22 protein-coding genes are annotated in these 26,795 nt (G+C 73.1%); 2 read left to right on the top strand and 20 right to left on the bottom strand.

The genetic code is table 11. From position 1 onward, the window contains the following. Positions 1-36 precede the first annotated feature (36 nt). Both ACVW2K_RS14155 and ACVW2K_RS14150 read right to left on the bottom strand, forming a co-directional pair. Positions 37-2,529 (bottom strand): polynucleotide kinase-phosphatase, encoded by a 2,493-nt coding sequence (locus ACVW2K_RS14155; RefSeq protein WP_457202928.1) that lies wholly within the window; start codon positions 2,527-2,529, stop codon positions 37-39. After that, positions 2,522-3,892, bottom strand: a complete 1,371-nt coding sequence (locus tag ACVW2K_RS14150) for a 3' terminal RNA ribose 2'-O-methyltransferase Hen1 (RefSeq protein ID WP_457202927.1) — start codon at positions 3,890-3,892, stop codon at positions 2,522-2,524. The genes ACVW2K_RS14155 and ACVW2K_RS14150 overlap by 8 nt, the downstream gene beginning before the upstream one ends. Positions 3,893-3,976: 84 nt before the next feature. On the opposite strand from ACVW2K_RS14150, the gene ACVW2K_RS14145 reads away from it, so the two are divergent. Further along, complete coding sequence (locus tag ACVW2K_RS14145) at positions 3,977-4,846, top strand: hypothetical protein (RefSeq protein ID WP_457202926.1); 870 nt, start codon at positions 3,977-3,979, stop codon at positions 4,844-4,846. On the opposite strand, the gene rpe is transcribed toward ACVW2K_RS14145, so the two are convergent. The 3 genes from rpe to ligD form a co-directional block, all read right to left on the bottom strand. Beyond that, entirely contained in the window at positions 4,843-5,508 is a 666-nt protein-coding gene (gene rpe / locus ACVW2K_RS14140) for a ribulose-phosphate 3-epimerase (protein WP_028636728.1), read from the bottom strand. The genes ACVW2K_RS14145 and rpe overlap by 4 nt on opposite strands. Positions 5,509-5,514: 6 nt before the next feature. After that, on the bottom strand, positions 5,515-7,107 hold the full coding sequence (locus ACVW2K_RS14135; RefSeq protein ID WP_457202925.1) for a RecQ family ATP-dependent DNA helicase: 1,593 nt from the start codon (positions 7,105-7,107) through the stop codon (positions 5,515-5,517). Between the two features lie 107 nt (positions 7,108-7,214). Further along, positions 7,215-8,141 carry a non-homologous end-joining DNA ligase gene (gene ligD / locus ACVW2K_RS14130; protein ID WP_457202924.1) on the bottom strand — a complete coding sequence of 309 codons (927 nt, stop codon included), beginning with the start codon at positions 8,139-8,141 and terminating at the stop codon, positions 7,215-7,217. Positions 8,142-8,180: 39 nt separating this feature from the next. Between ligD and ACVW2K_RS14125 the strand changes: the two genes are divergently transcribed. Further along, a complete protein-coding gene (locus tag ACVW2K_RS14125; protein WP_457202923.1) occupies positions 8,181-8,918 on the top strand; it encodes an AAA family ATPase in 738 nt (245 codons plus the stop codon). 243 nt (positions 8,919-9,161) lie between these two features. On the opposite strand, the gene ACVW2K_RS14120 is transcribed toward ACVW2K_RS14125, so the two are convergent. From ACVW2K_RS14120 to carA, 15 genes are all read right to left on the bottom strand, one after another. Continuing rightward, complete coding sequence (locus tag ACVW2K_RS14120) at positions 9,162-10,700, bottom strand: S53 family peptidase (RefSeq protein WP_457202922.1); 1,539 nt, start codon at positions 10,698-10,700, stop codon at positions 9,162-9,164. Positions 10,701-10,856: 156 nt separating this feature from the next. Then, on the bottom strand, positions 10,857-12,230 hold the full coding sequence (locus ACVW2K_RS14115) for an RsmB/NOP family class I SAM-dependent RNA methyltransferase (protein WP_028636733.1): 1,374 nt from the start codon (positions 12,228-12,230) through the stop codon (positions 10,857-10,859). A gap of 71 nt (positions 12,231-12,301) precedes the next feature. Then, the gene (fmt, locus tag ACVW2K_RS14110; RefSeq protein ID WP_457202921.1) at positions 12,302-13,237 is read right to left on the bottom strand and encodes a methionyl-tRNA formyltransferase; all 936 of its coding nucleotides are present in this window, start codon (positions 13,235-13,237) and stop codon (positions 12,302-12,304) included. A gap of 3 nt (positions 13,238-13,240) precedes the next feature. Beyond that, the gene (gene def / locus ACVW2K_RS14105; RefSeq protein ID WP_457202920.1) at positions 13,241-13,786 is read right to left on the bottom strand and encodes a peptide deformylase; all 546 of its coding nucleotides are present in this window, start codon (positions 13,784-13,786) and stop codon (positions 13,241-13,243) included. A gap of 29 nt (positions 13,787-13,815) precedes the next feature. Continuing rightward, a complete protein-coding gene (locus ACVW2K_RS14100) occupies positions 13,816-15,831 on the bottom strand; it encodes a primosomal protein N' (RefSeq protein ID WP_457202919.1) in 2,016 nt (671 codons plus the stop codon). 41 nt (positions 15,832-15,872) lie between these two features. Continuing rightward, positions 15,873-17,063, bottom strand: coding sequence for a methionine adenosyltransferase (metK, locus tag ACVW2K_RS14095; protein WP_028636737.1), 1,191 nt, complete (start codon positions 17,061-17,063; stop codon positions 15,873-15,875). A 9-nt stretch (positions 17,064-17,072) separates the two neighbouring features. Then, positions 17,073-18,281, bottom strand: coding sequence for a bifunctional phosphopantothenoylcysteine decarboxylase/phosphopantothenate--cysteine ligase CoaBC (coaBC, locus tag ACVW2K_RS14090; protein WP_457202918.1), 1,209 nt, complete (start codon positions 18,279-18,281; stop codon positions 17,073-17,075). Positions 18,282-18,361: 80 nt separating this feature from the next. Continuing rightward, positions 18,362-18,682, bottom strand: a complete 321-nt coding sequence (gene rpoZ / locus ACVW2K_RS14085; RefSeq protein WP_028636739.1) for a DNA-directed RNA polymerase subunit omega — start codon at positions 18,680-18,682, stop codon at positions 18,362-18,364. Between the two features lie 9 nt (positions 18,683-18,691). Next, a complete protein-coding gene (gene gmk, locus ACVW2K_RS14080; RefSeq protein ID WP_457202917.1) occupies positions 18,692-19,291 on the bottom strand; it encodes a guanylate kinase in 600 nt (199 codons plus the stop codon). Beyond that, positions 19,284-19,604 carry an integration host factor, actinobacterial type gene (gene mihF / locus ACVW2K_RS14075; protein ID WP_028636740.1) on the bottom strand — a complete coding sequence of 107 codons (321 nt, stop codon included), beginning with the start codon at positions 19,602-19,604 and terminating at the stop codon, positions 19,284-19,286. The genes gmk and mihF overlap by 8 nt, the downstream gene beginning before the upstream one ends. A gap of 462 nt (positions 19,605-20,066) precedes the next feature. Further along, positions 20,067-20,501 carry a hypothetical protein gene (locus tag ACVW2K_RS14070; protein WP_457202916.1) on the bottom strand — a complete coding sequence of 145 codons (435 nt, stop codon included), beginning with the start codon at positions 20,499-20,501 and terminating at the stop codon, positions 20,067-20,069. After that, complete coding sequence (pyrF, locus tag ACVW2K_RS14065) at positions 20,498-21,307, bottom strand: orotidine-5'-phosphate decarboxylase (RefSeq protein ID WP_028636742.1); 810 nt, start codon at positions 21,305-21,307, stop codon at positions 20,498-20,500. The genes ACVW2K_RS14070 and pyrF overlap by 4 nt, the downstream gene beginning before the upstream one ends. Further along, on the bottom strand, positions 21,304-22,311 hold the full coding sequence (locus tag ACVW2K_RS14060; protein ID WP_457202915.1) for a quinone-dependent dihydroorotate dehydrogenase: 1,008 nt from the start codon (positions 22,309-22,311) through the stop codon (positions 21,304-21,306). The genes pyrF and ACVW2K_RS14060 overlap by 4 nt, the downstream gene beginning before the upstream one ends. Next, positions 22,311-25,601, bottom strand: a complete 3,291-nt coding sequence (gene carB / locus ACVW2K_RS14055; RefSeq protein ID WP_457202914.1) for a carbamoyl-phosphate synthase large subunit — start codon at positions 25,599-25,601, stop codon at positions 22,311-22,313. The genes ACVW2K_RS14060 and carB overlap by 1 nt, the downstream gene beginning before the upstream one ends. Beyond that, positions 25,601-26,788 (bottom strand): glutamine-hydrolyzing carbamoyl-phosphate synthase small subunit, encoded by a 1,188-nt coding sequence (gene carA, locus ACVW2K_RS14050; protein ID WP_457202913.1) that lies wholly within the window; start codon positions 26,786-26,788, stop codon positions 25,601-25,603. The genes carB and carA overlap by 1 nt, the downstream gene beginning before the upstream one ends. Positions 26,789-26,795 lie beyond the last annotated feature (7 nt).

Raw genomic sequence — 26,795 nt, 5'->3', positions numbered from 1 at the left:
TGCCACAGCGCGGCGAACCCGGCTCCGTGGGTCGCGTCACAGCCGGGGGTCCACCGGCTCGGACTCCAGGGCCAGGACGCCGAACACCGCCTCGTGCACCCGCCACAGCGGCTCGGCCCCGACGAACCGGCGCAGCGCCTCGATCCCGAGCCCGTGCTCACGCTCCGCGAGGCTCCGCTTGCGGCCGAGGTTGCGGTTGCGGAGCTCCTCGACGGAGTCGAGGTAGTCGGGACCGTAGATGATCCGCAGGTACTCCGGCCCGCGCACCTTGAGGCCGGGCTGGACGCCGCGGCCGACCGGGTGCGCGGGCTTCACGACCATGCCCTCGCCGCCGGTGGACGTGAGCTCGGTCCACCACCGGACGCCGGCCTCCCGCTCGGCCGCGGACGACAGGTCCACCAGGATGCTGCGGGTCGGCGTGAGCAGCGGCGAGGACAGCGCGCCGAGGCGCTCTAGGTGCCACGGGTGGGGCTCGTCGACGGCGAGCAGCCGGCCCTCGGCGGCGAGCACGTGGAAGGGCGCGAGCGTGATGCCGTCGAGCCCGTCGGAGGGGCGCACGTAGGCGGCGTACGCGTCCCGGAACGCCTGCGCGTTGGCGAGCCGTCTCCCGGTACGCCGGGCCAGCGCGTCGACGTCCAGCCCGCGCCGGGACGCGGTGGAGAGCACGTCCGCGAGGGCGGGCAGGGCGTGGAGTGCCGCGGTACCGACGGAGGCGTACTGCTCCTCGATGAGGCCGCGGGCCTTCGCCGACCACGGCAGCAGCTCGCAGTCGAGGACCAGCCAGTCGCTCCCCACCCGGTCGAACAGTGGCTCGACCGCCTCGCGCAGGAGGTCGACGAGAGTGGCCTGGAGCGTCCGGTCGGGGAAGAACGCGCGGCCCGTGCGGGTGTACACGGCACCGGTGGAGCCGTCGGCCACCCCGAACCGCCGCTCGGCGGTGTCGGCGTCGCGGGCGAGGACGGCGATCGCCCGGGAGCCCATGTGCTTCTCCTCGCACACGACGGCGGTGACGCCGGCTTTCGCATAGTCGGCGAAGGCTCGCTCCGGGTGCTCGAGCAGGTCGCCCTCGGTCGCGGTCGGGGCCGGCGCCATGGTCGGCGGGAGGTAGACCAGCCACCGCGGGTCGACGGCGAACCGGCTCATCACCTCCAGCGCGGCCGCGGAGTTCTCGGCCGGGACCTTCACCCGGCCCGCGAGCTCCGTGTCGTGCCAGTGGTCGCCGGCGACGTCGCGGATGTCGAGCGCCGTGGCCTCGCGCTCGGTCGTCGGGGCGACCAGCGGCCGGACCGGCTCGAACCAGGTCCGCTCCGCGGGCACCCGCACCAGCTCGCGGGACGGGTAGCGCAGCGCGGTCAGGTGGCCGCCGAACACCACGCCGGTGTCGAGGCAGATCGTGTTGTTGACCCACTCCGCCGCCGGGACCGGCGTGTGCCCGTAGACGACCATCGCCGTACCGCGGTACTCCTGCGCCCACGGGTAGCGCACCGGCAGCCCGAACTCGTCGGTCTCGCCGGTGGTGTCGCCGTACAGCGCGAACGAGCGGACCCGGGCCGACGAGCGGCCGTGGTAGGCCTCCTTGAGGCCGGCGTGCGCGACGACCAGGCGACCCTCGTCGAGCACGTAGTGGCTGATCAGGCCGTCCATGAACCGCAGCGCCGCCTGCCGGAACTCGTCGGTCTCGCCGGCGAGCTGGTCGAGCGACTCGGCCAGGCCGTGGGTGGTGCGCACGTCGGCGCCCCGCAGCGCGCGCACGAGCTTGGCCTCGTGGTTGCCGGAGACGCAGAGCGCGGTGCCGGCGGCGACCATGCCCATCACCAACCGCAGCACGCCCGGGGTGTCCGGGCCGCGATCGACCAGGTCCCCGACGAACACCGCCGTACGGCCCTCGGGGTGATGGGCACCCCCCGGCTCCACCACCCACCCGAGCTCGCCCAGCAGCGTGCGCAGCTCGGAGGCGCAGCCGTGCACGTCACCGATGACGTCGAATGGTCCGGCGAGGTCGCGACGGTCGTTCCACGACCGCTCGCGGCCGATCGTGACGTCGTCGACCTCGTCCGGCCCGAGCACGTGGACCTTGCGGAAGCCCTCCTTGCGAAGCCCCTTGAGGGACCGCTGCAGGTCGCGCTGCTGGCGGCGCACCACGTGGCCGCCGAAGTCGCGGTCCGGGCGCTCGCGGTTGCGGTCGACCGCGACCGCTTCGGGTACGTCGAGCACGATCGCGTCCACCAGGACGTCGTGGTCCTTCGCGAGCCGCACCAGGGCCGCGCGGGCGTTGCGCTGGACGTTGGTGGCGTCGACGACGGTGAGCAGGCCGCGGCGCAGGCGGGTCCCGACGATGTAGTGCAGGACGTCGAAGGCGTCGGGCGTGGCGTCCTGGTCGTTCTCGTCGTCGGCGACCAGGCCTCGGCAGAAGTCGCTCGAGATCACCTGGGTCGGGCGGAAGTGCCGGGCGGCGAACGTGGACTTGCCACTCCCGGACACCCCGACCAGCAGGACCAGGCCGAGGGCGGGCACGGTGATCTCACGCACGGCGGAACACCCCCAGCTGGGTCGGTGCGCCGCGGTCCGGGTCCACGTCGCCGATCCCCCGGATCTCGACCGTGTAGCCGTGCTCGGCGCAGACCCGCTCGCACCAGGTCGCGAACTCCGCCCGGGACCACTCGAACCGGTGGTCGGGATGGCGGAAGCCGGCGAGGCCGTCGTACCGGTCGTTGTACTCGCTGTTCGGCGTGGTCAGCACGACCGCAGCCGGCCGGGCCTGGCCGAACACGACCCGCTCGATCGCCGGCAGCCGCTCCGGGTCGACGTGCTCGACGACCTCCATCAGCACCGCCGCGTCGTACCCCGCGAAGCGCTCGTCGGTGTAGGTGAGCGCGCCCTGGAACAGCGTGATCCGCTCGGCCTGCCGCTCCGCCATCCGCTCCAGCCCGAGCCGGCGGCCGGCGACCCTCAGCGACGTCGACGAGACGTCGACCCCGGTGATCCGGTCGAGCCCCGGCCGCTCGACGAGACGCTGGAGCAGGCGGCCGCCGCCGCAGCCGAGATCGATGACCGACCGGGCGCCGAGCTCCTCGAGGACGGCGAGGACCGCGTCGTGGCGCTGGACGTTCAGCGCCACGCGGCGCCCGGACGGCTCGGGCTCGAGGGCCTCCTCGACGTCGTCCCCGAGCTCGGCGAGCCGCACGAGCGCGTCGGCGGTGAGGCGGTGGCTGCGGGCGAGGTAGCGCCGGGTGATCAGCTCGCGCTCGGGGTGCTCGAGCAGCCAGGAGCCGCCCGAGCGCAGCAGCTTGTCCACCTCGTCGGCGCCCTGCCAGTAGTGCTTGGACTCGTCGAGCACGGGCAGCAGGACGTGCAGCTGGTTGAGTGCGTCCGCGAGCCGGACGGTGCCGGAGAGCGTGAGCCGGACGTAGCGGGAGTCACCCCAGTCGAGGTCGTCGTCGAGCGGGATCGGTACGGCGTCGACGGTCCAGCCGAGCGGCTCGAAGAGGCGGTGCGCGACGTCGGACCCGCCGCGACATGGCAGCACGGGGATGCCGAGCTCCAGCGGGATCGCTGTGTCGGCGAGGTCCTGGCGGCTCTTGCAGATGCCCGCGCGGGCCGTGCTGAAGACGTCCGCGAGCGCGACGCCGAGCAGAGAGGAGGCGGCGTACGGGCGGTCGTTGACGTACTGCGCGAGGCTGAAGTCGGCCGACTTCGTGCGCGACCGGGCCATCCGGACGGGGTCGACGTCGAGCACCAGGGCCGCCGTGCAGCGCCGGTCGTCGGCCTCGGGGTAGAAGACGGTGGCGGTCCCGAAGGACTGGCGGAACTCCTGGACCCGGTCGGGGTGCTTGTGCAGGAGGTGGCCGAGGTCGGTTGCCGGGACGTGCGTCGTCGTGATGGTCAGGAGCACCGGCTCAGTCTGCCGCGCGGGTGGTCGCGGGTCTCATCGATTTCCGTACGGCAACCCGACCGGGACCAGGAGCGTCACAGCCGCGTGAAGACCACCGCCGGGCTCGCGGCCGCCGCCCTCGCCCTCCTGGCCGGCGGGTGCAGCGACGACCCCCGCGAGCCGGCCGCCCGATCCGGGGCTCCGGCCGTCGTCGCCACGACCTCCGACCGGCCGACGCTGGAGCAAGTGGTCGCCGACCCCGGTGCCACGCTCTCGGACGTCACGGTCCGCCCGGGACCGGACGGCCTGGTCGTCCATGCCTGGTGGGTGCTGCGCCGGCACGGCCACACGTTCGGCGCGATCGTGACCAGCGACGACCGGATGGAGACGGCGTCGTACGCCCCGGGGACGTACCGCGCATGGTCCGCGCACGAGCCGCGCGTCACCAGGCCCTCCCCCGCTCCCGGCACGGGCGGGCTGCTGACCAGCGACATCCTCTCCCTCCAGGACGGCACCCGCGCGCAGCAGGGCGGCCACGACGGCGCGACCCTGGCGCCGTTCGAGCGCCTGGTGCGCTCGGTCGGCGGCGGCCCGTGGGAGCGGTTCGACGTCCCGATGACCCACGGCCAGCAGGCGTACACCGGCGGCCAGGTGGTGCTCCCCGACGGCCGGCTGCTCGCCCTCCTCGACGCCTGGAGCGGCGACCGGCGGGGGCGGGAGAACCCGGTGTGGCACGGTCTCTGGATCAGTGCCGGCGACGACTGGGCGTCGTACCGGCCGTGGCGCCCGGCGTTCACGCCGGCGCTGCCGGCGCCGCAGCGACCCTGGGGGCCGCTCCTGGCGCTCGGCGCGTCCCTCGACCGGAGGCAGACCACGGGCCCGGTCGTCTGGGTGAGCACCCTCGACCGGCTCTACGTCTCCACCGACGGGGCGCAGACCTTCCGGGAGGTCGCGGCCCGGCCGGCCACCGGCTAGCCTCGCGCGGCCTCGGCCCGGGCCCGCAGCTCGGCCACCATCCGGTCGGGGTCGTCGGCGGAGTAGACGGCCGACCCGGCCACGAACACGTCGGCGCCCGCCTCGGCGCAGCGCCCGATCGTGTCGAGCGAGACGCCGCCGTCGACCTGGAGCCAGGTCTCGACGCCGTGCTTGTCCATCAGCTCGCGGGCGCGCCGGATCTTGGGCAGGCACAGGTCCAGGAACTGCTGGCCGCCGAAGCCCGGCTCCACGGTCATCACCAGGACCATGTCGAGCTCGGCGAGCAGGTCCTCGTAGGGGTCGATCGGCGTCGCGGGCTTCAGTGCCATCGCCGCGCGGGCGCCGTGCGCCCGGATCTCGCGGGCCAGCCGGACCGGCGCCTTCGCCGCCTCCACGTGGAACGTGACCGAGCCGCAGCCGGCCTCGACGTACGCCAGCGCGTTGTCGTCGGCGTCCTCGATCATCAGGTGCGCGTCGAGGGGTACATCGGTGCTGCGGGCCAGCGCCTCGACCATCGTCGGACCGAAGGTCAGGTTCGGGACGAAGTGGTTGTCCATCACGTCCACGTGGACCCAGTCGGCGCTGCCGATCCGTCCGACCTCCGCGCCGAGGCGCGCGAAGTCGGCGTTGAGGATGCTCGGCGTGATCTGGATGTGCCCCACGGACGATCAGTCTAGGGCGTGGAGCAGGTCGTCCTCGACGATCTCGAGCGCCAGGGTGCGGTAGCCCACCTCGTCGAACAGCACGGTGAGCCGGTCCTCCTCGACGTCGGTGACCACGCCGGGACCGAATGCCTCGTGCCGCACCCGGTCCTGCACGGAGTACGCCGCGTCGCCGGGCTCGACCGGGTCCGGCGCAGTGCCGGCCCGGCAGCTGTCGCACACCCCGCACCGGCGGGCGAGCCGCTCACCGAAGTAGCCGACGAGGAACTCGGCGCGGCAGCGGTCGGTCTCGGCGTACGCACGCACCATCTCGACGCGGGAGCGCTCCAGCCTCCGGTGGGACTCGGCGAGCTCGATCGCCCGGGCGACCGGGTCCGCGTCGGGGTCGGACTGCCGGGCCAGCTCGAGAAGGTTGAGGATGCGTCCGACCCTGCGGGGACCGGCGCCGGACCGCTCGGCGACCGCGCGCGGCTCGGTGCCGACCTCGGCGGCAGCGGCGGAGACGGCCTCGACGTCCGCGCGCTTCGGCACCCCGGCGCTGAAGAACCGTCCCAGCGCGAGGTCCTCGGGGCGGTAGTGCAGCGTGCAGGTCGCCGGCTCGCCGTCGCGGCCCGCCCGGCCCGCCCCCTGGTAGTAGCTGTCCAGTGACTCGGGTGCCTGCGCGTGCAGGACCCAGCGGATGTCGGGCTTGTCGATGCCCATGCCGAAGGCGGACGTCGCCACCACGACGTCCTGCCCGCCGGCCATGAACGCCTCCTGCGCCTCCGAGCGACGGCGATGGCCGAGACCGGCGTGGTAGGCCGTGGCCCGGCGGCCGCGCTCGACGAGCGCGGCGGCGTACTCCTCCGCTGCGGGGCGGGTGCGGCAGTAGACGATGCCAGGCCCCTCCGCCTCCGCCGCGGCGTCCAGCACGGCCGCACGCTGGTCGTCGGCGTCGACGTGCCGGATCACTGCCAGCGCGAGGTTGTCGCGCTCGAAGCCGGTCACCACGGTCTCGGGGGCGTCGAGGCAGAGCCGCTCCAGCACCTCCTCGCGCACGGGCGGCGCGGCGGTCGCCGTCATCGCCACGACCCGCGGGCGGCCGAGCTCCCTGAGGAGGTCGCCCAGGCGGAAGTAGTCGGGCCGAAAGTCGTGCCCCCAGGCCGAGACGCAGTGCGCCTCGTCGACCGCCACCAGGCTCGGGCGGAGGGCGGCCACGCGCTCACGCACGTCGGAGTTGGCGAGCTGCTCCGGTGCCAGGAACAGGAACTCGAGCGACCCGGCGGCCGCCGCCTCGAGCGCCTCACGGCGGGCCGCCTCGGACTCCGCCGAGCTGATCCGGCCGGCGCGCACCCGCGCGCCCGCCGCCTCGAGCTTGGCGATCTGGTCCTGCTGCAGCGCGAGCAGCGGCGAGATCACGATCGTGGGACCGTCGATGAGCAGGCCGGCGAGCTGGTAGACCAGCGACTTGCCCGAGCCGGTCGGCGCGATCAGCAGCACGTCGTGGCCGTCGAGCAGCGCCGCGGTCGCCTCGGCCTGCCCCGGGAGCAGGGTCTCGTGGCCGAAGGCATCCCGGGCGGTGTCACGGACGGTGCGGAGCAGCTCGGCGCGGGCGGTCACGCGCGTGGGAGTTCCCCTGGGCCGGCATGCTCAGGCTCGCCCGACGGGGTGAGGTCGGGTCGTCCGCCCCAGGGTGGCGTATTCACGCGCCAGAGGCGGACGACCCGTCAGGCCTCGGGGTCGGGCCACTCCAGCAGGGGCGCGATGTCGAAGACGTGGTCGTCGATGTCGGCGTGCAGGTCGCCGATCTCGGCGAACCGTGCAGGCACGGTGAAGATCGTGAGGTCGCGGGGCTCGACGTCGTCGACCTCGTCCCAGCGGATCGGCGTGGAGACCCGCGCGTCGGGGAGGCCGCGGACGGAGTACGCCGCGGCGATGGTGTGGTCGCGGGCGTTCTGGTTGTAGTCCACGAACAGCTGGTGCGGGTCCCGGTCCTTGGTCCACCACGTCGTGGTGACGTCCTCGGGTGCCCGGCGCTCGACCTCCCGGGCGAACGCGAGCGCCGCCCGGCGTACCTCCTTGAAGCCGTGCTCGGGCTTGATCCGGACGTAGACGTGCATGCCCTTGCTGCCGCTCGTCTTCGGGAAGCCGACCGCGCCCAGCTCGTCGAGCACCTCGTGCGCCACGTGCGCGACCCGGCGGACGGTGTCGAAGTCGCAGAGCGGCCCGGGATCGAGGTCGATGCGCCACTCGTCGGGCTTCTCGGTGTCCGCGCGGCGGCTGTTCCACGGGTGGAACTCGACCGTGGACATCTGCACCGCCCAGATCACCGCACCGAGCTCGGTGACGCACAGCTCGTCGGCGGTGCGGTTCCAGCGGGGGAAGTGCAGCTCGACGGTCTCCACCCAGGGCGGGGCACCGGCGGGCAGCCGCTTCTGGTGCACCTTGTCGCCGGCCAGCCCCTTCGGGAACCGGTGCAGCATGCAGGGCCGCTCGAACAGCGCGTTCACGATCCCGGGCCCGACGGCGAGGTAGTACTCGACGAGGTCGAGCTTCGTCGCACCGCTGTCCGGGAAGTACACCCGATCCGGGTTGGAGACCCGGACGACGCGGTCGTCGACCTCGATCTCCACCGACGGCGACTTCGAGGGCATGGCCCCAATCTAGGGGGTGGCTGTGCCTACGGTGCTCGCATGGACTTCGACCAGCCGCCGGTGGTGCGGGCGTGGGTGGACCCGGAGCTGGCCCTGCCGGGCGGGCAGTGGCCGATGACCATCCCGGCGGTCGCCCAGCTCGCGGACGACGGGCTCGAGCTCTCGCCGTTCGTGACCTTCCTGGTCGGCGATAACGGCTCGGGCAAGTCCACGATCGTGGAGGCGGTCGCGAGTGCCTACGGCCTCGGCGCCGAGGGCGGGTCGACCGGCAGCCGGCACGCCACGCGCGCCTCGGAGTCTCCCCTCGGCCGGGCGCTGCGGCTCCAGCGCGGCCTCGGCGCCGGCCGGTGGGGCTTCTTCCTGCGTGCCGAGACGATGCACGGCTACTACTCCTACCTCGAGGACAACCCCGGACCCCAGGACGCTGCCCGGCGCGACCCGGTCTTCCACGAGATGAGCCACGGGGAGTCGTTCCTCGAGGTGCTGCGCACGCGCTTCGACTCCCCCGGCTTCTACTGCCTCGACGAGCCCGAGGCTGCCCTCTCGTTCTCCTCCACCCTCGCGCTGATCGGCGCGCTGGGCCGGATCGTCGAGTCCGGCGGACAGGTCCTCTGCGCCACGCACTCCCCCGTCCTCGCCGCGATGCCGGGCGCCACGATCCTCGAGGTGGGCGACTGGGGCGTCCGGCGTACGACCTGGGAGGAGCTGGAGCTCGTGCAGCACTGGCGCCGCTACCTGGAGGCGCCTGGGCGCTACCTGCGCCACGTCCTCGACTGATCCACCTCCGCCTGCAGCGCGATCGCGGCCCGGGAGTCTGAAGGTGTGACGAGGAACGATGCGGAGGACTTCTCGGACTTCGTGCGGGCGACCCGGCCCCGGCTGCACCGCGCAGCGCTGCTGCTCATCGGTGACCACCACCTTGGTCTGGGTCGACTGACGGGGTGGCCGTCGCTCCGAGCACGAGGACCGGACGCGACGGCGGCGGGCCCCCACAGGTGCCCGCCGCCGTGTTCGGGTCGATCAGTGCGCGATGAGCTGTGACACGTATCCGGCCGCCTTGGGCGAGCCCCAGCCGGTGGTCAGGTCGTACCCCGGTGTGGTCGGCATGCCCGCGACAGGGCCCGGGTGGACCGTGCCGTCCGCGGCGTACTCCCACATCTGGTTGTCATCCAGGACACCGCTGGCCGCGGTGCCGTAGACCCGCGGGACGATGTCGGTGAAGGCCGTGGACTTGGCGAACCCCGACGCGTAGATCACCGAGTTCAGGTCACCGATCCCGGGCTTCCCCAGCGCGGTCCGGCCCTGGTTGGCGATCGCGGTCAGTGCCGCCACCTGCGGCGAGGAGGCCGACGTTCCCCCGAAGACACCCCACAGCGGCGGCCCGGCTGCCTTCGGGAAGTAGCTGTGGAAGACGAGCACGCCGCCGTTGACCGCCGCGTTCCACGCCAGGTCGGGGACGCCGCGGTGGTTGCCCACCACGCCGGCGACGCCGTTCTGGAAGGACGGGCGGGCGTAGACGCTGGAGAGACCGCCGCCGGTGCTGATCGGGCCCCAGGTCTCGTTCCAGACGGCTTCGCTGCTACCGGCCGGGGTCCACGCCCAGTACGCCGGGTTGCGGGACCCGTCGTCGTTGAACGGCTTGTCCGAGGTGGGGTTCCACGTCCAGCCGGACTGGACCTGCGTGCCGCCGACCGACGTCACGTAGGGAGATGAGTTCGGGTAGCTCGTGGAGGGGTGGTCCAGCGTCTGCCCCTGGTGGTGCGCCCGGCCCACACCCAGGGACCCGTCGTCACCGGAGGAGGCGAAGAAGGTGTCGTGGCGGGCCTGGCCGCGCTGGAACGTCGCGTCGAACCTGGCGAAGGCCGACCTGGCCGCGGCGGGAGAGGCGAACGCCTCCTCGCTGGTCCCGAACGACATCGAGAAGACCGTGCCGGCCGGGTAGGCCCCGACGGCCCAGTCCATCGCCTTCATGAGGTTCGGCAGACCCTGCACACCCTGGGTCTCGGCGGGCGGCGTGGCGAGGAGGACGATGTGCGCCTTCGGCGCGATCGCGTACGCCCACTGCACGTCGAGGTTGGCCTCACCGGCCCAGCCGATAGCGGCTGCAGGTCCGGAGGTCCCAGATCCGTTGCCCGGCGGGTCCTTGTAGCCCGGCTTGCCGATCGGGAAGACCGCCTCGAAGTCAGGCGTCGGACCGCTGAAGGTCTCGGCGAAGAAGGCGAGATCCTCGGCCGCGGTCGGGCTGCCGTAGGAGTCCACCAGCACGATGGTCTGGCCCGCACCGTCGTTCGTCGAGGGAGTCAGCGGAGAGAGGCCGTAGAACGCCCGGATCTGGTCGGGCGTGTAGCAGTGGATGGTGGTGGAGACGCGGTTGTCCGGCGCCGGCCGCTGGCAGGCGACCGGGTCGGCGGCAGCCGCGGCGTCGGTGAAGGCCGACTCCGGGGCCTGCGCTGCGAGCGGCACCAGGGGCGCCACCGTCGTGGCGGGCGCTGCCGTGGCGGTGAACGTGGCGAGCAACGCTGCGGACCCCGCAGCGGCCGCCAACGTGAGTTGACGCATGGGATCGTCCCTTCTGAGGGGTCTTTCACGGGACGGGCGGGAGCGGACCCACCCGAGCTGGTCCGTCGTCAACGTATTCCTGGCGATGGCCGGTGGGCGCCCTCGATATGAGGGATGTTGCCGCACCGACACGAGGATCGGACCTCGGCCTGGGCTCTACCCGGTCCGCCGCAGCAGCGCCATGAACATGGCGTCGGTGCCGTGCCGGTGCGGCCACAGCTGGATCGTGCCGGGCACCGGGCCCGCGCAGCGCGGGACCCCGGGCAGCAGCGGGACGGCGTCCTCGAGCCGCACGTCGGGATGCGTCTCCAGCACCGAGCCGACCACGCCGCGCGTCTCGGAGAGGACCGGCGAGCAGGTGGCGTAGAGCACCACGCCGCCCGGCCGGACCAGCCCGATCGCCGCGGAGACCAGGCGCCGCTGCAGCAGCACGAGCCCCAGCAGGTCGTCCGCGCGGCGGCGCCAGCGGGCCTCCGGCCGGCGGCGCAGCGCACCCAGACCGGTGCAGGGGGCGTCGACGAGCACCCGGTCGAAGGAGGCAGCCCGGTACGGCGGCACCGTGCCGTCCGCGGTCACGATCCCGGTCACGCCGTCGGCGCCGCGCAGCGAGCGCCGAACCAGGCCGGCCCGGTGCTCCTGGCGCTCGGAGGCGACCAGCCCGGCGCCGCGCTGGGCGGCGAGCGCGGCCAGCAGCGCCGCCTTGCCACCCGGGCCGGCACACAGGTCGAGCCAGCGCTCGTCGCGGCCCTCGACCGTGGCCGCGGCCATCACGACCGCGACCAGCTGCGATCCCTCGTCCTGCACCCCCGCGCGTCCCCCGGCAACGGCGGCGACCTCGCCCGGGTCTCCGCCCGCGAGCACGCTGCCGAACGGCGAGTACGGCGTCGGCTCGCCGGGCAGCTCGTCGCGGGTGCTCCGGCCGGGACGGGCGACCAGGGTCACCCGGGGCGGCTCGTTGTCGGCGGCGAGCAGGTCGAAGAGCTCCTCGGCCCCCACCGCCGAGCGCAGCTCATCGACCACCCAGCGCGGGTGGCTGTAGGCGATCGAGGCGTAGCGGGTCGGCGCGACGCGCGGGTCGGGCGCGACCTGTCCCAGCCAGGCCGCCAGATCCTGCTGGGCGACCCGGCGGAGGACGGCGTTCGCGAATCCGCCGGCGCCGGAGCTGCCCTTGGCCCGGACCAGGTCCACGGTGGTGCTGATGGCTGCATGGGCGGGCACCCGCATGGACAGCAGCTGGTGGCACCCGAGCCGCATCGCGTCGAGCACCTTCGCCTCGACCTTGCTCACCGGCCGGTCGATGCAGGCGGCCAGGATCGCGTCGTAGGTGCCGCGGCGGCGGATGGTGCCGGAGACGAGCTCCGTCGCGAACGCCGCGTCCCGGCCGGAGAGGCCGAAGTCACGCAGCACCGACGGCAGCACCAGGTTGGTGTAGGCGTCGTCGACGCGCACGGACTTGAGGACCTCGAGGGCGGCGAGCCGGACGGGATCGACGCCCGGGCGGGCCGGCCTGCGGGCCTGGACGTCAGCCATCCGTGGCTGGCTTCCCCGGTTCCCGAGAGTTCGTCCACCCGCTCATGGCGACGACCGTATCGGCGCTGGCGTCAGCTTTCACCGCTGTCCCCCAGACTGGACCCCGTTTCGAGACGGGCGCCACGCGCCCAGTCGGCTGCCGACATCTGCTTGCGGCCGTTGGGCCGGACCTCGCCGAGGCGTACGGCGGAGCTGCCGGTGCCGACCAGCACCTCGTTCTTCGCGACCGCCAGCTCGCCGGCGGGGAGCACCGCCTCGACCGGCCGGACGGGCCCGACCTTGAGCCGCTCACCGGCGTACGTCGTCCAGGCACCGGGCACCGGCGTGCACGCGCGGACCTGACGGTCCACGGCGACCGCGGGCCGCGTCCAGTCGATCCGGGCGTCGTCGACCTCGATCTTCGGGGCGTACGAGACGCCCTCGGCCTGCTGGGGACGAGCCTCGACCGAGCCGTCGGCGATGCCGTCGAGCGTGGCGACCAGGAGGCTCGCCCCGCCCTCGGCCAGCCGGGCGAGGAGGTCACCCGCGGTGTCGGTGGTCCGGATCCGCTCGGTCATCACGCCGTACGTCGGCCCGGCGTCCAGCTCCTTGACGATCCGGAAGGTGGTCGCACCGGTGACCTCGTCGCCGGCCCAGATCGAGTGCTGCACCGGGGCCGCGCCCCGCCAGTGCGGGAGCGCCGAGAAGTGCAGGTTCACCCAGCCGTGGACCGGGATGTCGAGTGCGGACTGCGGCAGCAGCGCGCCGTACGCCACGACCGGGCAGCAGTCCGGGGCCAGCGCGCGCAGGGCCTCCTGGAAGTCCGGTTCGCGCGGGTGGGCCGGCCTGAGGACGGGTACGCCGAGCTGCTCGGCGCGCTGCGCGACGGGGCTCGCGACCAGCGTTCGGCCCCGGCCGGCAGGGGCGTCCGGGCGGGTGACGACACCGACCAGCTCGTGGTCGGAGGCCGCGATGGCGTCGAGCGACGGGAGGGCCACCTCGGGGGTGCCCGCGAAGACGAGCCGCATCGCCTAGAGGCCCAGGCCGTTGGTGGCGTGCGGGGACACCTTCACGGTCGGTCGCTCGAGGCCGAACCACTCCGACTCGCGGATCGCCCGCATCGCGGCCTTGCGGGCGTCGGTGTCGAGGCGGTCGACGAACAGCACCCCGTCGAGGTGGTCGGTCTCGTGCTGGATCGCGCGAGCCAGCAGCTCGGAGCCCTGCACCACCACGGGCTCGCCGTACATGGAGAAGCCGTGCGCGACCACCGACAGCGCGCGCTTGCAGTCGAACGTGAGGTCCGGGATCGAGAGGCAGCCCTCGGGGCCGTCCTGGAGCTCGGTCGAGAGCTCGAGTCGCGGGTTGACGAGGTGGCCGACCTCGCCGTCGACGTGCCAGGTGAACGCGCGCAGGCCGACGCCGATCTGGGGCGCGGCCAGGCCTGCACCGGGGGCGGCGAGCATGGTCTCGGTGAGGTCCTCGACGAGCCGGCGCAGCTCCTTGTCGAAGTCGACGACCTCGACGGCTGGCTTGCGCAGGATCGGGTCCCCGAACAGGCGAATCGGCTGGATGGCCACGGGACCATCCTAGGGACGGCCCGAGACGGTCAGAGGGTCGGTGGGTCGACCTGGATCCGGACCGCGTCCAGCTTGCGGCTCGAGCGGAGCCGCTGGAGCTCGAGCAGCGCGGCGGACAGCTCGGTGCCCTGGGCGCGTGGGACCCGGACTACGACCCGGCTCTGCCCGTCCGCGACGTCGACCGGCCCGAGCACCTCGGCACTGGCGGGCGCGGCGAGCAGGGTCAGCGCATCGTCGACCGCGCCCGGCTCGCCCGTGATCGTCGCCAGCCGGCTGGCCGGCGCCAGGTGCGCCTCGACCCGCTGCGTGGTCTCCCGGTCCGCGAAGCCGGCGGGGTCCCAGCGCACCAGCGCCTGGAGCGCGGGGTGGGCCGGGTCCCCGACCGCAGCGATCCGGCCGCCCGGCCTGGCCAGGGCCGCGGCGTTCGCCCAGCGGCGCAGCGCCTCCTCCTCCGCGCGCAGGTCGATCCGCGAGAGCAGCAGCCAGGTGTCGAGGAGGACGACCGCGGCGTACCCGCCCGCGGCGACCGGCTCCGCCCCGGGCGTGGCGACCACGAGCTGGGGCTCGTCCCCGACCGTGGCGACGACCCGCTCACCCGAGCTGGTCCGGACGGTCGTGCCCGGGAACGCCCGGCCGAGCTCCTCCGCCGTCCGTGCGTCGCCCAGCACCGGGGCCCGCAGCCCGCGGTGACCGCACTCGGGACACGCCCACGGGTCGGCGGCCGTCCCGCACCACCGGCAGGCCGGCGGCGTCGTGGGACCGGTGAGCGCGAGCGGTCCGGTGCAGGCCGGGCAGCGCGCCGGCGTACGACAGCGCTCGCAGGCAAGGGCAGTGACGTAGCCGAGCCGCGGCGTCTGCACGAGCACCGGCCCGCTCTCGAGGGCCTCGCGGACCAGCAGGTGCACCTCGCGCGGCACCCGGCCCCCGCGCGCCCGTGCGTCGCTCTCTCCGACGATCGAGACGGTGACCGCCCGGCGGGCGGCCCGGTCCGCGGCGAGCTCCCGCGCCCAGCCGGTGCGGAGGAGGTACTCGCCCTCGACGGTCCGCACGTAGCCGCCCACCAGCGCCGCCGCGCCCTCCCGCTCGGCGCGCAGCAGCAGCGTCTCGCGGGTGTGGGGGTACGGCGCGCGGGGCTCGGCGTGCAGGTCGTCACCGTCGTCCCACACCGCCACCAGTCCCAGGTCGTGCACGGGCGCGAACGCCGCGGCGCGGGTCCCGACGACGACGCGCCGGGCCCCACGGCTGATGGCGAGGAAGTCGGCGTACCGACGGGCGGGGCCGACGTCCGCGGTGAGGGCGACATGCCGGTCCGGACCCAGCACCGCGGTGAGTGCCGCGTCCAGGCGCGCCACGTCCTTGCCGTCGGGCACGCACACCAGCGCGCCGCGGCCGGACGCCTGCGTCGCCGCGACCGCGTGCGCGACCAGCAGCGTCCAGTCCGTGGCCGGCGCGGCGGTCCACACGGCCCGCGGGCTGCCGCCGTCGGCCAGGTGGCGCAGGTACGCCGTCGCGGGCTCGTGCCCGGCCCAGGCGGACTCGGCTGCCCGGGCGTCGTACGGACGGCCGTCCGGCGCGGCCGGTGTGGGCTGTTTCTCGGTCGTGGCGTGGCGAGGCGGGACGGCGAGGCGCAGCACGTCCGAGCGGGTGCCGGCGTACCGCGTCGCGAGCTCGCCCGCGAGCGCCGCCACGGGGGGTGTGAGCACCGGCTCGGGGCTGACGGCGCGGCGCAGCGGGGCCAGGCGTCCGGCGTGGTCGGAGGCCGCGGCCCGCTCGAGCACGAACCCGTCCGCGTCCTGCCCCGCGAACCGGACCTTGACTCGGGCACCCGGCACGGCCGCGTCGGACATCGCGGCGGGCACGGCGTAGTCGAAGGTGCGGTCCAGGTGCGCCAGCGGCACGTCGACCAGCACCCGCGCGACCGGATCGACCGCCGCCGGTTCGGCCTCGGCGGCCTTGCGCGCCCGGGTCTCCCGCGCCTTCGCCCGGGAGGCCGTCACCTGCGCCCGCACGAGTCCGGGCAGGAGCTCGGGCTGGGCGTCGGTCATGGGCGAAGTTCTACCAGCGTCCGCCGACGCGGCGGGGCGCGTCAGAGGCCGACGGCTGCGCGGAGCTCCTCGGCGCGGTCGGTGCGCTCCCAGGTGAACTCGGGCAGCTCCCGGCCGAAGTGACCGTACGCCGCGGTCTTGGCGTAGATCGGGCGGAGCAGGTCCAGGTCCGCGATGATCGCGGCCGGCCGCAGGTCGAACACGTCGAGGACGGCCTGCTGGATCTGCTCGTCGCTCACCACGCCGGTGCCGAAGGTCTCGATGAAGACGCCGACGGGTTGGGCCTTGCCGATCGCGTAGGCGACCTGCGCCTCGCAACGGGTGGCGAGCCCCGCGGCCACGACGTTCTTGGCCACCCAGCGCATGGCGTACGCGGCCGAGCGGTCGACCTTCGAGGGGTCCTTGCCGGAGAACGCGCCGCCGCCGTGCCGGGCCATGCCGCCGTAGGTGTCGACGATGATCTTGCGGCCGGTGAGGCCGGCGTCGCCCATCGGGCCGCCGACCACGAAGCGCCCGGTGGGGTTCACGAGCAGCCGGTAGCCCTCGGACGGGATGTCGAAGGTGGCGAGCACCGGGTCGATGACGTGCTTCTTGACGTCGGCCTCGAGCGTGTCGAGCTCGGTGTCCTCGTCGTGCTGCGAGGAGAGGACCACGGTGTCCACGCGGACCGGCCGGTTCGCCTCGTCGTACTCGATGGTGACCTGGGTCTTCCCGTCCGGCCGCAGGTAGGGCAGCGTGCCGTCCTTGCGGACCGCGCTGAGCTGCTCGGCGAGCCGTTGCGCGATCACGATCGGCAGCGGCATCAGCACGTCGGTGTCGTCGCAGGCGTAGCCGAACATCAGCCCCTGGTCGCCGGCGCCCTGCTTGTCCATGGCGTCCACGGAGCCGGTGCGGCTCTCGTGGCCGGTGTCGACGCCCTGCGCGATGTCGCCGGACTGGCCGCCGATCGCGACCATCACGCCGCACGAGGCGCCGTCGAAGCCCTTGAGTGACGAGTCGTAGCCGATCGCCAGGATCCGGTCCCGGACCTTCTGCTTGATGTCCACGTAGCCGGTCGTGGTCACCTCGCCCGCGACGACCACCAGGCCGGTGGTGAGCAGCGTCTCCACCGCGACCCGGCTGTACGGGTCCTGCTCGAGCATCGCGTCGAGCACGGAGTCGCTGATCTGGTCGGCGATCTTGTCGGGGTGGCCCTCGGTCACAGACTCTGAGGTGAAGAGACGTCCGGTCATGCGCACACCCTAACGAGAGGCAAGTCGTCGGGTGACTTCGTCCCAGACGACATGGGCAAGGGCTGCCTTCGACCCGCGCGGGACCTCGACGGCCGCGCCGTCGGCAGCCAGGATCACGGCCTCGTTCTCGGGGCTGCCGAACACCGCTCCCCCGCTGACGTCGTTGACGACGAGGAGGTCGCAGCCCTTCCGGGCGAGCTTGGCGCGGGCCAGGTCGAGCACGCTGCCGGTGTCGTCGCCGGTCTCCGCCGCGAACCCGACGATCACCTGGCCGGGACGGGCGCGCTCGGTGCTGAGCTCGTGGAGGATGTCGGGGTTCTGCGTCAGGTCGATCGACGGCGCGGAGCCGTCGGCGGCCTTCTTGATCTTGGTGCCGCTCGGGTCGACCGGCCGGAAGTCGGCCGGCGCCGCGGCCATCACGACGGCATCGGCCGAGGCGGCCGCGCTGACGACCTCGTCCCGCAGCTGGCCGGTGGTCTCCACCCGGACCACCTTCACCCCCGCCGGGTCGGGCAGGGACGTGTTCGCGGCCACCAACGTGACCTCGGCGCCCCGCGCGGCGGCGGCGCGGGCCAGCGCGTAGCCCTGGAGACCCGACGAGCGGTTGCCGAGGAAGCGGACCGGGTCGAGGTACTCGCGGGTGCCGCCGGCCGAGACCACCACCCGGCGACCCGCCAGGTCCGGGGTGGTCGTACCGCGCGCCAGGCGGACCTCGCGACAGGTGTCGAAGATCTCGGGCGGCTCGGGCAGCCGGCCCTTGCCGGTGTCCTTGCCGGTGAGCCGGCCCTCGGCGGGCTCGATCACCAGGCAACCGCGCTCGCGGAGGGTGGCGACGTTGGCGCGGGTCGCGGGGTGCTCCCACATCTCGGTGTGCATCGCCGGGGCGAAGACGACCGGGCAGCGGGCGGTCAGCAGCGTGTTGGTGAGGAGGTCGTCGGCGAGGCCGTGCGCCGCCTTCGCGAGCACGTCGGCGGTCGCCGGCGCGACGACGACCAGGTCGGCCGACTGGCCGATCCGGACGTGCGGCACCTGGTGGACGTTGCTCCAGACGTCGGTCGAGACGGGCTTGCCGGACAGCGCCGACCAAGTGGGCGCGCCGACGAACTCCAGCGCGGCCGCGGTCGGCACGACGGTCACGTCGTGGCCGGACTCGGTGAACAGCCGGAGCAGCTCGCAGGCCTTGTACGCCGCGATGCCGCCGGAGACGCCCAGAACCACCCTCAGAACCGAGCCGGGCCGTGCCCCCGTCGGGGGCACGGCCTCGATGGACGTGGTGGTGGTCAGTGGACCACTCGTCGTCAGTTGCCGGCGTCCGCGGCGGCAGCCGCGGCGGCGGCCTCCTCGGCGGCGAGCTCGGCGGGATCGATGTCCTCGCAGGTCAGGAGGTCGTCGTTGATCTCGCGGAGCGCGATCGAGAGCGGCTTCTCCTGCACGTGGGTGTCGACCAGCGGGCCGACGTACTCCAGCAGGCCCTCGCCGAGCTGGGAGTAGTACGCGTTGATCTGCCGGGCGCGCTTGGCGCTGTAGAGGACCAGCTTGTACTTGCTGTCGGTCTTCGTCAGCAGGTCGTCGATCGAGGGATTGGTGACGCCCTCGGCGGCGATGGTGGGTCCGGACACGCTAAAGCCTCACAGATCAGTCGGGGATGGCTTCATCAAGGCTACCAACTCCTCGGCTGCAGCGTGAATCTCGTGGTTGACGATCGTCACGTCGAACTCGGTCTCGGCGGCCATCTCCTCCCGCGCCGTCTCCAGCCGGCGGGTGCGTTCCTCCGCACTCTCGGTGCCCCGGCCGACCAGCCGGCGTACCAGCTCCTCCCACGAGGGCGGCTTGAGGAACACGAACAGGGCGTCGGGCATGGTGCGGCGCACCTGGCGGGCGCCCTGCAGGTCGATCTCCAGCATCGCGGGGCGCCCGGAGGCCAGCGCGAGGTCGACCGGCTGCCGCGGGGTGCCGTACCGCGCCGCCTTGTGGACGACCGCCCACTCGAGCAGGTCACCGTCGGCGACCATCCGGTCGAACTCGTCGTCGGAGACGAACCAGTAGTGGACGCCGTTCTCCTCCCCCGGCCGGGGCTGACGGGTGGTCGCGGAGACGGAGATCCACACCTCGGGGTGGGTGGCGCGCACCTCGGCGGCGACGGTGCCCTTGCCGACCGCGGTGGGCCCGGCGAGGACGACGAGACGGGAACGACGCGCTGCCGCTGACGGGTCCTGCGCGTCAGTCACGCGCGGCGAACTCCTTCTGGAGCGCGGCGACCTGCTTGGCGCCCAGGCCGCGGACCCGGCGGCTCTCGGCGATGCCGAGCCGCTCCATCAGCTGACGAGCGCGCACCTTGCCCAGCCCGGGCATCGACTGCAGCAGGTCGACGACCCGCATCTTGCCGATCACCTCGTTGCGCTGGCCCTCCTCGAGCACGTCGACGATCGACGCGCCGGAGTTCTTGAGCCGGTTCTTCACCTCGGCCCGCTCCCGCCGGGAGGCGGCGGCCTTCTCCAGGGCCGCTTGGCGCTGTTCAGGGGTGAGCGGGGGCAGAGCCACGGGAGGGTCCTTCGAGAGGTGGGTGGGCCTCGGGCGATCTCGCCCGGTCGGGTGCGAGGTCAATCTAGTCAGAACACTCGTGGGCCAGCAATCGAGGGTTCGTTGTCGGCAGTGCGCCGGTATGGGTGGGGGCGGGTCGGCCGGGTGGTCGCGGGTCGATGCGGGGTCGGCGCGGGTGGGCGGTGCGTGAGCCACCCTTTCGCCCATGCAGAAGGTGGCTGCTCCACCGCCGGCCCGGACCGGAGCTGGTCGGCGCGGGTGGGCGGTGCGTGAGCCACCCTTTCGGCCGCGCAGAAGGTGGCTGGTCCACCGCCGGCCCGGGCTCGTGGGGGCTGGCGCGGGTCAGCGGTGCCCCAGCCACCCTTTCGACCCGGCAAACGGTGGCTGACTCACCGCCGACCCGGATCGGCCCGCGTCGGTCCGCATCGGCGGGCACAGGCCGGCCCGGGCGACCGCCCGCCGCTACAACGTCAACGGCGTCTTGCAGACGTCGCGCGCCTGCTGGTCGAGGTCCTGGAGGGCGCGGAGCGTGGTGCCGCTGCCGAGCGCCTTCGCGGCGGCATCGACGCGCGCCTTGTCGTCGGCGCTCAGACCGGACGGCGGGTGGTCGCGGTCGTACGTCGCCGGGTCGACCCCGGCGTCCTCGAGTGCCTTCTGCAGGCCCTGGATGCTGGTGACGAGCTGCTGCCACTCGTCGGTGATGTCGCCGGGGGCCTTGTCCTGGAGGTCCTCGAAGATGTCCAGCGCGTCGAGGAGCGCGTCCGGGCCGCCGCTGCCGACGAGGTCGCTGAGCTCCTGCTGGTGGTCCTTCACCGCGCTGCAGTAGGTGTCCTGGTCCGAGCCGCACCCGGTCAGCAGCAGCGGGAGCAGCAGCGCGGCCACGAGGAGCCTCCTCATCCGCGCAGCTCGTCGTTGGTCCGCAGCACGGCGTCCCGCATGGCCGAGCGGTCCGGCCCGAGTCGCAGCACCTCGCGCGAGGAGCTCGGGAGGACGGCGTTCGAGCCGAAGATCCGGCGTACGTCGGCGATGGTGCCGCCCTGGGCACCGAACCCGGGCGCGAGGATCGGGCCGTTGAACGCGAGGTTCTCCTCCGTCGACCCGATGGTCGCGCCGACGACCGCACCGAAGGAGCCCAGCGGCCGGGCATCCGCGTTGAGGTGACGCAGGTGGTCGAGCATCCGGCCGGCGACCGTGCCGCCGCCGTCGATCGTGGCGTGCTGCACCTCGGGCCCCTCCTTGTTGGAGGTCAGCGCGAGGACGAAGACCCCGGCGTCGTGGCGCCGGGCGGTGTCGACGAGCGGGTCCAGGGAACCGAACCCGAGGAACGGGCTGACCGTGATCGCGTCGCTGGCGAGCGGCGAGGCGGGATCGAGGTAGGCATCGGCGTACGCCTGGCTCGTGGAGCCGATGTCACCGCGTTTCACGTCGAGCAGCACCAGGGCACCGGCGGCCCGGGAATCCGCGATCACCCGCTCGAGGACGGCGACGCCGCGGCTGCCGAACCGCTCGTAGAACGCCGACTGCGGCTTCACGACCGAGGCGTACGGCGCGACCGCCTCGACGGTCGTGAGCGCGAAGGTCTCGAGCCCGGCCACGTCATCGGCCAGGCCCCAGTCGGTGAGCAGCGCGGCGTGCGGGTCGATGCCGACGCAGAACGGGCCGCGCGCCTCGATGGCGGCGTGCAGTCGAGAACCGAAGGTCATGCGGACACTCCCTCGATGATCCGGCGCGGCCACAGCGGGCCCTCGTAGACGAACGCGGTGTAGCCCTGGAGCAGGGTCGCGCCCGCCTCGAGGCGGTCGCGCGCGTCCTGGACCGTGGTGATGCCGCCGACGCCGACCAGGCAGAGATCCGGCCCCACCCGCGTGCGCAGCAGCCGCATCACCTCCAGCGCGCGTCCGGCGAGCGGCCGACCGGACAACCCGCCCTCACCGACCTCCTCGACCCGGGCCGACGGGGTGCGCAGGCCATCGCGGGAGATCGTGGTGTTGGTGGCGATGATGCCGTCCAGCCCGACGGCGAGCGCGAGGTCGGCGACACCGAGCACGTCCTCGTCGGCCAGGTCGGGGGCGATCTTGACGAGCAGCGGTACGCGCCGGTCGTCGAGCGCCGCGATCCTCTGCACCGACGTGAGGATCGGCTCGAGCTTCTCGACCGCCTGCAGGTTGCGCAGGCCCGGCGTGTTCGGTGAGCTCACGTTGACGACCAGGTAGTCGGCGTACGGCGCCAGGAGCCGCGCGGACTTCTCGTAGTCGCGCACGGCCTCGTCCTCGGGCACGACCTTGCTCTTGCCGATGTTCACGCCGAGCACGGGTCCGGGCCGACGGCCGCGGGCCTTCAGTCGCTGCGCGACCGCCTCGGCGCCGTCGTTGTTGAAGCCCATCCGATTCACGACCGCACGGTCCTCGGGCAGCCGGAACAGCCGCGGCGCCGGGTTGCCCGGCTGCGCCTCGCCGGTGACGGTCCCGACCTCGACGTGGCCGAACCCGAGCGCGCCGAGGCCGTCGACGCCGACGGCGTTCTTGTCGAAGCCGGCGGCCAGGCCGAGCGCGTTGGGGAAGGTCAGCCCCAGCGCGGACACCGGCTCCCCCGGCGTACGACGGAGGCGGGTGACCGGCCGCGCGGCCCGGATCGCCCGGAACGCGCCGTGGTGCGCCCGCTCCGGGTCGGTCCGGGTCAGCACCCGGTCGAAGAAGGCGCGGTACATCAGCGGCGGGCCCAGTCCTGCAGCGACATCACGCCGATCTCGCCGCGCTCGAGCGCCTCGATCCCCTGGACCGCGGCGCCGAGGCCCTGGACCGTGGTGATGCACGGGATGTTCGCCATCACGGCCGCGGTGCGGATCTCGTAGCCGTCGACGCGCGCGGAGCCGCCCGAGCCGGAGCCGTTCGGCGTGTTGACCACGAGCTGGATCTCGCCGTCGAGGATCAGCTGCACGGTGGTCTTCTCGCCGTTCGGCCCCTCGCCCTCCCAGTGCTTGCGCACCACCGTCGTCCGCACGCCGTTGCGGCGCAGCACCTCGGCGGTGCCCTGTGTCGCGAGGATCTCGAAGCCGTGCTCGGCCAGCACCTTGATCGGGAAGATCATGTGCCGCTTGTCGCGGTTGGCCATGCTGACGAACACCTTGCCCGTGGTCGGGAGCGGCCCGAACGCCCCGGCCTGCGCCTTGGCGAACGCCGTGCCGAAGTCGGCGTCGAGGCCCATCACCTCGCCGGTCGACTTCATCTCGGGGCCGAGCACCGTGTCCACCTGCCGGCCGTCGGGAGTGCGGAACCGGTTGAACGGCATCACCGCCTCCTTGACCGCGATCGGCTGGTCCGGGGGCAGCGTGCCGCCGTCGCCCTCCGCGGGGAGGACGCCGTCGGCGCGCAGCGCGGCGATCGACTCCCCCATCATCACGCGGGCGGCGGCCTTGGCCAGCGGGGTCGCGGTCGCCTTGGAGATGAACGGGACGGTCCGGCTGGCGCGCGGGTTGGCCTCCAGCACGTAGAGCACGTCCGAGCCGAGCGCGAACTGGATGTTCAGCAGTCCCCGCACACCCACGCCGCGGGCGATCGCCTCGGTGGCCTGCCGGATCCGGCCGATCTCGGCCTCGCCGAGCGTGATCGGCGGCAGTGCGCACGACGAGTCACCGGAGTGGATGCCGGCCTCCTCGATGTGCTCCATGACGCCACCGAGGAACAGCTCCTCGCCGTCGTACAGCGCGTCCACGTCGATCTCGACCGCGTCGTCGATGAACCGGTCGACCAGCACCGGGTGCTCCGGGCTGATCTCCGTCGCGCGCTCGATGTAGCCCTCGAGGGCCGCGTCGTCGTACACGATCTCCATGCCGCGGCCGCCGAGGACGTACGACGGGCGCACCAGCACCGGGTAGCCGATCTCGGCCGCGATCTCCTGGGCGTCCGCGAAGGACGTCGCCATGCCGTGCTTGGGCGCGGGGAGCCCGGCCTCGTGGAGCACCCGGCCGAAGGCGCCGCGCTCCTCGGCGAGGTGGATCGCCTCGGGCGAGGTGCCGACGATCGTGACGCCGTTGTCCTTGAGCCCCTGGGCCAGCCCGAGCGGCGTCTGGCCACCGAGCTGGCAGATGACGCCCGCGACCGGGCCGGCCTGCTCCTCCGCGTGCACGATCTCGAGCACGTCCTCGAGCGTCAGCGGCTCGAAGTACAGCCGGTCCGAGGTGTCGTAGTCCGTCGAGACCGTCTCGGGATTGCAGTTGACCATCACCGTCTCGTAGCCGGCCTCGCTCAGCGCGAGGCAGGCGTGGACGCACGAGTAGTCGAACTCGATGCCCTGGCCGATCCGGTTCGGACCCGAGCCGAGGATGATCACCGCCGGCTTCTCCCGCGGCGCGACCTCGGACTCCTCGTCGTACGACGAGTAGTGGTACGGCGTGGCCGCCGCGAACTCGGCGGCGCACGTGTCGACGGTCTTGTAGACCGGGCGGATGCCGAGCGCGTGCCGGACACCGCGGACGACGTCCGGGCTCATGCCGCGGATCTTGCCGATCTGCACGTCGGAGAAGCCGTGCCGCTTCGCCTTCCGCAGCAGCGCCGGCGTGAGCTCGGGAGCGGCGGTGACCTCGGCGGCGAGCTCGTTGATCAGCATCAGCTGGTCGACGAACCACGGGTCGATCCCCGTGGCACCGAAGATCTCCTCCGGCGTGGCACCGGCGCGGATCGCGTCCATCACCTTCTTGAGCCGCCCGTCGTGCGGGGTGGCGATCTCGGTGAGCAGGGCGGCCTTGTCGAGGTCGACCCACTCCTGGTGCCAGTCGAACGGCGCGTCCTTGGACTCCAGGGACCGCAGCGCCTTCTGGAGCGCCTCGGTGAAGTTGCGGCCGATCGCCATCGCCTCGCCGACCGACTTCATGTGCGTCGTCAGGGTCGGGTCCGCGCCCGGGAACTTCTCGAACGCGAACCGCGGCACCTTCACCACCACGTAGTCCAGCGACGGCTCGAAGCTCGCGGGCGTCTCCCGGGTGATGTCGTTCGGGATCTCGTCGAGGGTGTAGCCGATCGCGACCTTGGCGGCGATCTTGGCGATCGGGAAGCCGGTCGCCTTGCTCGCCAGGGCGGAGGAGCGGGAGACCCGCGGGTTCATCTCGATGACGATCACCCGGCCGTCCGCCGGGTTCACGGCGTACTGGATGTTGCAGCCGCCGGTGTCGACCCCGACCTCGCGGATGATGCCGATGGCGAGGTCGCGCAGGTGCTGGTACTCGCGGTCGGTCAGCGTCATGGCCGGCGCGACGGTGATCGAGTCGCCGGTGTGCACGCCCATCGGGTCGAGGTTCTCGATCGAGCAGATGATCACGACGTTGTCGGCCTTGTCGCGCATCACCTCCAGCTCGTACTCCTTCCACCCGATGATCGACTCCTCGATCAGCACCTCGGTGGTGGGGCTGGCGGCCAGCCCGGCGCCGGCGATCCGGGCCAGGTCGGTCTCGTCGTAGGCGATGCCGGAGCCGGTGCCGCCCATCGTGAACGACGGCCGCACGACGACCGGGTAGCCGAGCTCGACCACGGCCTTCTCGCAGTCGTCGAGCGAGTGGCACACGAAGCTGCGGGCGACCTCGCCGCCGATCTTCGCGACGATCCCGTTGAACAGCTCGCGGTTCTCACCGCGGTGGATGGCGTCGAAGCTCGCGCCGATCATCTCCACGCCGTACTTCTCCAGCACGCCCCGCTCGTGCAGCGCGATCGCCGCGTTCAGCGCGGTCTGCCCGCCCAGCGTCGGCAGCAGCGCGTCCGGGCGCTCCCTGGCGATCACCTTCTCGACGAACTCCGGCGTGATCGGCTCGACGTACGTCGCGTCCGCGAACTCCGGGTCGGTCATGATCGTGGCGGGGTTGGAGTTCACCAGGATCACCCGCAGGCCCTCGGCCTTGAGCACCCGGCAGGCCTGGGTGCCGGAGTAGTCGAACTCGCAGGCCTGGCCGATGATGATCGGCCCTGAGCCGATCACCAGCACGGACCTGATGTCGTCGCGCTTGGGCATCATCCCTCGCTTTCGGTGGTCGAGTAGCCGGTCGTGAGGGACGAGCGACCGGCGTATCGAGACCCCATGAGGCTGACGAAGCGGTCGAAGAGGTAGGCGGCGTCGTGCGGGCCTGCGGCGGCCTCGGGGTGGTACTGCACCGAGAAGGCCTTGAGCCGCCCGTCGCCGTCGCGGAGCTCGAGTCCCTCGACGACGTCGTCGTTGAGGCAGACGTGGCTCACGCTCGCCTCGCCGTACGGCGTGGTCGTGCTGCCGTCGAGCGGCGCGTCGACCGCGAAGCCGTGGTTGTGGGCGGTCACCTCGACCTTGCCGGTGGTGCGGTCCATCACGGGCTGGTTGATGCCGCGGTGGCCGTACTTGAGCTTGTAGGTGCCGAAGCCGAGCGCACGGCCGAAGAGCTGGTTGCCGAAGCAGATGCCGAAGTAGGGGATCCCCTCGGCGAGCGCACCCTGCAGCACCTCGACCTGGTGGGTGGTCGCGGCCGGGTCGCCGGGGCCGTTGGAGAAGAACAGCCCGTCGGGCGACACCGCCCGGACGTCCTCGAGGCTCGCGGTCGCGGGCAGCACGTGCACCTCGATGCCGCGCTCGGCCATCCGGTGCGGCGTCATGCTCTTGATCCCGAGGTCGAGCGCGGCGACGGTGTGCTTCTTCGGGCCGATCGCCGGCACGACGTACGTCTCCGTCGTCGACACCTCCGAGGCCAGCTCGGCGCCGGTCATCTCGCCGGACGACTTGACCCGCGACAGCAGCGCGGACGGATCGGTCTCGGTCGAGGAGATGCCGACGCGCATCGCACCGCGCTCGCGGAGGTGGCGGGTGAGCGCCCGGGTGTCGATGCCGGAGATGCCGACCACGGCCTGCTCGCGCAGCTCCTCGTCGAGGCTCCGGCGCGACCGCCAGCTGGACGCCCGGCGGGCGGGATCGCGGACGACGTACCCGGCGACCCAGATCCTGCGGCTCTCCTGGTCCTCGTCGTTGATGCCGGTGTTGCCGATGTGCGGCGCGGTCATCACCACGACCTGCCGGTGGTACGACGGGTCCGTGAGCGTCTCCTGGTAGCCGGTCATGCCGGTGTTGAAGACCGCTTCGCCGAACGTCTCGCCCGGGGCGCCGTACGAGTCGCCGTGGAAGGTGCGCCCGTCCTCGAGGACGAGGATCGCGGGGCTGCTGGTGGCATGCAGGGGCACGCCCTAC

The organism is Nocardioides sp. HB32 (genome assembly GCF_054058995.1).
The sequence above is the reverse complement of the archived record's forward strand: the minus strand, read 5'-3'. Positions and strand labels throughout refer to the sequence as shown.

Coding starts and splice junctions, on each gene's coding strand:
- ACVW2K_RS14120 (WP_457202922.1), bottom strand. CDS start 10,700: ATGCGTCAACTCACGTTGGCGGCCGCTGCGGGGTCCGCAGCGTTGCTC.
- ACVW2K_RS14100 (WP_457202919.1), bottom strand. CDS start 15,831: ATGACCGACGCCCAGCCCGAGCTCCTGCCCGGACTCGTGCGGGCGCAG.
- pyrF (WP_028636742.1), bottom strand. CDS start 21,307: ATGACCTTCGGTTCTCGACTGCACGCCGCCATCGAGGCGCGCGGCCCG.
- ACVW2K_RS14115 (WP_028636733.1), bottom strand. CDS start 12,230: ATGGCTGACGTCCAGGCCCGCAGGCCGGCCCGCCCGGGCGTCGATCCC.
- metK (WP_028636737.1), bottom strand. CDS start 17,063: ATGACCGGACGTCTCTTCACCTCAGAGTCTGTGACCGAGGGCCACCCC.
- ACVW2K_RS14070 (WP_457202916.1), bottom strand. CDS start 20,501: ATGAGGAGGCTCCTCGTGGCCGCGCTGCTGCTCCCGCTGCTGCTGACC.
- carB (WP_457202914.1), bottom strand. CDS start 25,601: ATGCCCAAGCGCGACGACATCAGGTCCGTGCTGGTGATCGGCTCAGGG.
- ligD (WP_457202924.1), bottom strand. CDS start 8,141: ATGCCCTCGAAGTCGCCGTCGGTGGAGATCGAGGTCGACGACCGCGTC.
- fmt (WP_457202921.1), bottom strand. CDS start 13,237: ATGCGGCTCGTCTTCGCGGGCACCCCCGAGGTGGCCCTCCCGTCGCTC.
- ACVW2K_RS14060 (WP_457202915.1), bottom strand. CDS start 22,311: ATGTACCGCGCCTTCTTCGACCGGGTGCTGACCCGGACCGACCCGGAG.
- ACVW2K_RS14125 (WP_457202923.1), top strand. CDS start 8,181: ATGGACTTCGACCAGCCGCCGGTGGTGCGGGCGTGGGTGGACCCGGAG.